Source organism: Kitasatospora sp. NPDC004531 (assembly GCF_053602195.1).
Genome location: NZ_JBSGDD010000179.1, coordinates 1 through 5030 on the forward strand (window position 1 = coordinate 1; position 5030 = coordinate 5030).

Annotated in this window: 6 protein-coding genes; 4 read left to right on the forward strand and 2 right to left on the reverse strand. The window is 73.7% G+C overall.

Going from position 1 to position 5030, the window contains the following annotated elements; all coding sequences use genetic code 11:
- The first annotated feature begins 408 nt into the window (after positions 1-408).
- Positions 409-1074, forward strand: a complete 666-nt coding sequence (locus tag ACWEMJ_RS33675) for a transglycosylase SLT domain-containing protein (RefSeq protein WP_452140945.1) — start codon at positions 409-411, stop codon at positions 1072-1074.
- Positions 1075-1081: 7 nt separating this feature from the next.
- Here the strand turns inward: ACWEMJ_RS33675 and ACWEMJ_RS33680 are convergent, their stop codons facing one another.
- Both ACWEMJ_RS33680 and ACWEMJ_RS33685 read right to left on the reverse strand, forming a co-directional pair.
- The gene (locus ACWEMJ_RS33680) at positions 1082-2134 is read right to left on the reverse strand and encodes a protein kinase family protein (protein WP_452140946.1); all 1053 of its coding nucleotides are present in this window, start codon (positions 2132-2134) and stop codon (positions 1082-1084) included.
- A 55-nt stretch (positions 2135-2189) separates the two neighbouring features.
- Positions 2190-2648 carry a MarR family winged helix-turn-helix transcriptional regulator gene (locus ACWEMJ_RS33685; RefSeq protein WP_452140947.1) on the reverse strand — a complete coding sequence of 153 codons (459 nt, stop codon included), beginning with the start codon at positions 2646-2648 and terminating at the stop codon, positions 2190-2192.
- Between the two features lie 183 nt (positions 2649-2831).
- Here ACWEMJ_RS33685 and ACWEMJ_RS33690 point away from each other — a divergent pair, with 183 nt between their 5' ends.
- The 3 genes from ACWEMJ_RS33690 to ACWEMJ_RS33700 all read left to right on the forward strand — a co-directional run bounded on the left by ACWEMJ_RS33690 (position 2832) and on the right by ACWEMJ_RS33700 (position 4985).
- On the forward strand, positions 2832-3410 hold the full coding sequence (locus ACWEMJ_RS33690; RefSeq protein ID WP_452140948.1) for an EF-hand domain-containing protein: 579 nt from the start codon (positions 2832-2834) through the stop codon (positions 3408-3410).
- Positions 3411-3506: 96 nt separating this feature from the next.
- Positions 3507-4148, forward strand: a complete 642-nt coding sequence (locus ACWEMJ_RS33695; RefSeq protein WP_452140949.1) for a Clp protease N-terminal domain-containing protein — start codon at positions 3507-3509, stop codon at positions 4146-4148.
- Between the two features lie 108 nt (positions 4149-4256).
- Positions 4257-4985 (forward strand): VIT1/CCC1 transporter family protein, encoded by a 729-nt coding sequence (locus ACWEMJ_RS33700; RefSeq protein ID WP_452140950.1) that lies wholly within the window; start codon positions 4257-4259, stop codon positions 4983-4985.
- The last annotated feature ends 45 nt before the right edge of the window (positions 4986-5030 follow it).

Sequence of the window (5030 nt, forward strand, 5' to 3'; positions counted from 1 at the left end):
GGGACGGGGCGCCCGTCGCCGTCGGGGGTCGGCGCCGGCGCCTGCCGCCGGTGCTCGTCCCGCCGCAACGGCGTTCCGCCGCCCGGGCCTGCTGCCCTTCGCCCCGCCATGGTCACCCCTCGTCCACTGCCGCGCCGCCGGCGCGACGCCCGGCCGGTTCGGTCTGTCAGACGCGCGCCGGACGCCGTCCGGTTCCTCTACACCTATGTAGAGGTTCGAGCGAAGCATACAAATGCGCTCCGGGTACGTAAGCTCACCCGAAAGGACGTCGTGGCGGGCCACCCCTCGCGGGCGCCACCCGGCAGAACGCGGCGGGCCGTCGGCAGGACACGGCCATCGGTCGACGGCGGCCCGGCGACCGGGCAGCGGACGACCGGACGAGCGGAACGGACGGAAGGGAGCCCGGCGGTGGCGGAGCGCGGCGCGAAGTGGCCGTGGGCGGTAGTGGTGCTGGGCGTTCTCGCCATCTGGGCGTTCCAGCCCGGCGACGACTCCGCCCCGTCGTCGGCCGGCGCCCTGCCGTCGGCCTCCGGGTCGGCGTCCGGCGGGCCCTCCCCCGACGCGTCCTCCTCGCCGCGCAGTGCGACCGACTACTCGCCGCCGCGCTTCGTCCCCGAGGTCCGCAAGTACGCCGCCGAGGCGGGCATCGACCCGCAGCTGCTGATGGCGATCCTGTTCAACGAGTCGTACAAGCCGCACGGGCCGGACGTGGAGCGGGCCTGGCAGAAGATGAAGCCGGAGGCCTCGTTCGGCGTGGCCAACATGCACCGCGCCGCGTACGAGGAGTGCCGCCGGGGCCGCCCGTTCGCGGACCGGCCGTGGGAGGACCTGCCGGACGATCCGGCGCTGGCGGTGCGGGCCGCCGCCTGGCACCTGCACGACCTGGGGGCGCAGCTGCCCGCGAAGTGGTCGGGCCAGTACAACCGCAACGAGCTGATGGCGCTCGGCTACAACACCGGCGCGGGCAACATGCTGGCCTTCGCGCGCGGTGTCGGCGCAGGCCCGGAGGCCCGGTCGTACGTGGACCGGCTGCACGACAACTGGGAGAAGTCGGGCGCGCTGGTGAAGGCCTGAGCGGCGCTCAGGCGCGGCGGGCGCGTTCGAGGTCGGCGAGCGGGTAGGGCGTCGATTTGCTCTCCGTCAGCAGTCGGCGGTGGAACTCGTCCAGCACCACGGCGGTCGGGCCGTACCGGTCGAGCAGGGCGGCGGCCGGGCCGGGGACGCCGGCGGGGCGGTGGCCGTCGAGCCAGCTCCGCAGGAAGTCGGTGCGTTCGGCCTCGCCGCGGTGGCGGTCCAGCAGGTGGTGCCGGAGCAGGTGGCCGGCGGTGTAGTGGCGGTCGTAGCCGCGGTGGTCGGTGAGGAAGCGGCGTTCGGCGGGGGTGAGGTCGAAGCGTTCGCTGAGGGCGAGTCCGAAGTCGGCGAAGACGATCAGGCGGCCGTCGGTGAGGACGTTGTGGAAGTGCGCGTCGAAGTGCAGGAAGCCGCGTTCGTTCATGAACCGGGTGCCGCGATCGAGTTCCTCGGCCGCCGCCAGCTGCGGGGCGCCGGTGCGGTCGGGGTGCCGGTGGAGCCAGTCGGCGAGGGTGTGCGGCAGGTGTTCGAGGAACAGCACCAGGCTGTGGGTGGCGGCGCCGAGGGCCTCCAGTCGGCGGCGGACCGCCGGGTGGCCGTCCCAGTGGGCGACGGCGCCGTCGATGCCGCCGAACTCGTCGAGGAAGCCGGTGGGCGGGGTGTCGGGCAGGATCCGCCAGTGGTACATCAGCGGGAAGGCCTCGTGGGCGCCGTCGAGCACCCAGTGGGTGGTGAGGGTGTGGGCGGCGAGTTCGCGCCAGGCGCCGAAGCCGTTGGAGCCGATGCCGTACTGGTAGAAGCCGGGCAGCTCGAACAGGTTGGCGGTGCTGCGGAGGTGGCCGGCCGTGAGTTCCAGGTCGGTGAGCGGCACCCGTTTGACGAACACCCGGATGCCGTCGACCTCCCGGGTGCCGGACCGGCCGCCGATCCCGGACGCCGCCGACTCGCCCTCGGCGTCCAGGAGTTCGGCCAGCCGCCGGTCGCTCAGCAGGGCCAGCGCGGTGGCGGCGCGCCCGTAGGTGCGCAGCCGCGCGTCCGTCGTCGACTCCCCCGCCCGGCGCATCGCCGACCCTCCGCTCCGGTGTCCGTGTCCGCCGGAGCCTACCGCCGAGGGCCGGTCAGTGGTGCCAGGCCTTTCCGCCGGTGTTGTGGATGAAGCGCTGGAGGACCTTCACGGTGGTCAGGTACTCCTCGTCGGAGATTCCGGCGTGGCGCTCGGCCCACAGCTCGCGCTGGAGGGCGGCCGCCTCGGCGAAGAACTCCCGTCCGTCGGCGGTGATTTCGAGCCCGCCGTCGGCGTTCTCGGTGGCCCAGCCGTGTGCCACGACGCCGTCGATCTGGACGTCCAGCCCGGCGTGGCCGACGTCGAGGTAGCCGCTCAGGACGGCGTCGATCTCGCCGCGGCTGCGCGGCGCCCCGGCGTGGACGAGCTGGTTGAGCACCCACCACTGCGGCTGGGTGACGCCGATGCCGGCCAGCGCGCCCTGGATGCGGTCGACGACGGCCTTGTACGCCGCCCAGGTCCAGTAGCCGGCGGGCTGCTCGATCAGTTCGGCGTCACTGTGCGTGTACTCCATGAGGGGCCTCCCCGTTGCGTCGATCACTGCGGTGCGACCGAGCCTAGGAATTCAAGCGCACTTGAAGTCAACGGCCGTCGGCGATCGACTTTCAGCGCGCCGCGATCGGATTCCGCCACCGTGATCACACATCGCTCCCCTAAGCTGACTGTCCGTCAAATTCCTTTCAGCGGAGGGTCAGCAGTGTCCGAGGATCTGCTCATCGCCAAGATCAGCCACGGTTTAGACCACCTCGACGCGGACGGCGACGGCCTGCTCACCGAGCGGGACCACGTCCTGATGGGCCAGTCGGTGGCGCGTTCGCTCGGCCACCCGGCCGGCTCGCCGCAGGAGCAGTGGATCGTGGAGGCGTATCTGGCGATCTGGCGCGAGGTGCATCTGCCCCGGCTGCCCGTCGGGGTGCACGCGATCGGGCGGGCGCAGTTCCTGGAGTCCACGGCGGCGCTCGCGGACGATCCGAAGGCGGCGGACGAGGTGCTCGGCGGCCTGGGCCGGGCGTTCCTGGCGGTGGCGGACGCGGACGGCAACGGGGTGGTGGACGCGGACGAGTTCTTCCTGTTCCAGCGCGGCCACTTCCCGCAGCTGCGGCGGGTGGACGCGGACGCGGCGTTCGCGCACCTGGACCGGGACGGCGACGGCACGCTGTCGCCCGAGGAGTTCGTCACCGCCATCGTCGAGTACTGGACGAGCCGCGATCCGCAGGCGCCGGGGAACTGGTGGACGGGCAGCCCGCAGGGCAACCCGGATCCGACCACGCTCTGACCGGTTCCGAGCGCCAATGGCACTGCGCTGAGCCGCCGTTGAGCATCTCTCGGGTCGGTTTGACCGGGCGTCGGGGCCTCCGGCAGCCTGGTGGACATGACAGATCTGGATCTTGCGGGGTGGGTGGCCCGGGTCGACGCCGAGACGGCCGGGGCCGGGGACCTGGAACGGATCGCACACGCGCACCGCCTGGCGCGGGAGTTGGCCGACCTGGGTCACCGGTTGGTCGGGCACTACCTGGAGGCGGGCGGGGCGGGCCACCGGGAGGCGCCGGCGGCGGAGGACCACCACGAGGAGACGCAGGCGGCGGAGGACGAGTCGGACGCGCTGCTGGACGGGGCGCAGCAGCGGGCGCTGTCGCTGGGCCACCGGGAGGTCAACACCGGCCACCTGCTGCTGGCGCTGCCGGTGGCGGACAGTGCGGCGCCCGCGGTGCTGGCCGGGCTGGGGGTGTCGCAGGAGGCGCTGGAGTCGGCGCTGGAGCAGGCGTGGCAGGAGCACACCTGGTGGAAGTTCCCGGTGCCGCGCGGCCAGTTTCCGCCGCTGGCCGCCGCGGCGTCGAAGGTGTACGGGCAGCTCGTCGATCCGTCGGCGCCGGCCGGTCTGTTGACGGAGCGGCTGCTGCTGGCGGTGCTGACCTCGGACCATGCGGGTCCGGGCCGGTTCGCGCTGCACACGCTGGGCCTGACCACCCGGCAGGTGCACCGCGAGCTGACCCGCCGCCTCACCGCGGCCTGAGCCGGCGCCCCACCGCTTCCCGGGCCTCCCGGCCGTGTCCGCGACGCGCGCGCCGCCGTCCCACCGGAGCTGCGGGGCGGCGGTGCGGTCGGCGGGCAGACTGGGGGCATGACCGCATCTCAGGGGCAGGGCCCGATCGAGCACGGCGAGGCGCACAGCGGCGCATTGGGCGGCCGGTTGAACTGGCTGCGGGCCGCGGTGCTGGGCGCGAACGACGGCGTGGTGTCGACGGCGGGCCTGGTGGTGGGTGTCGCGGGCGCGAACGCGAACGCGACGGAGCTGCTGACGGCGGGCCTGGCGGGCCTGCTGGCGGGTTCGCTGTCGATGGCGGCCGGCGAGTACGTGTCGGTGAGCACCCAGCGGGACGCCGAGCAGGCCGCGTTGGCGTTGGAGCGGCGGGAGCTGCATCTGACGCCGGATGCGGAGCTCGCGGAGCTGGCGGGCCTGTACGAGGCGAAGGGCCTGGATCCGGAGCTGGCGCACCAGGTGGCGGTGCAGCTGACCGCGCACGATGCGCTGGCGGCCCACGCGGAGACCGAACTCGGCATCGACCCGGACGAGTTGACCGATCCGTGGCATGCCGCCTGGGCGTCGTTCGCGGCGTTCACGGTGGGCGCGCTGCTGCCGCTGCTGGCGATCGTGCTGCCGCCGCCGGACCACCGGGTGTGGATCACGGTGGTGGCGGTGCTGGCGGCGCTGGTGGTGACGGGTTGGGCGAGTGCCCGGCTGGGTGGCGCGGATCCGCGCCGGGCGGTGCTGCGCAATGTGCTGGGCGGCGGCATCGCGATGGGTGTGACGTACGCGGTCGGCGCGATCCTCGGGGCGTCCACGGGCTGACCGCGCACGTCGAGGGGCCCGTACCGCGAGCGCTGCGGTGCGGGC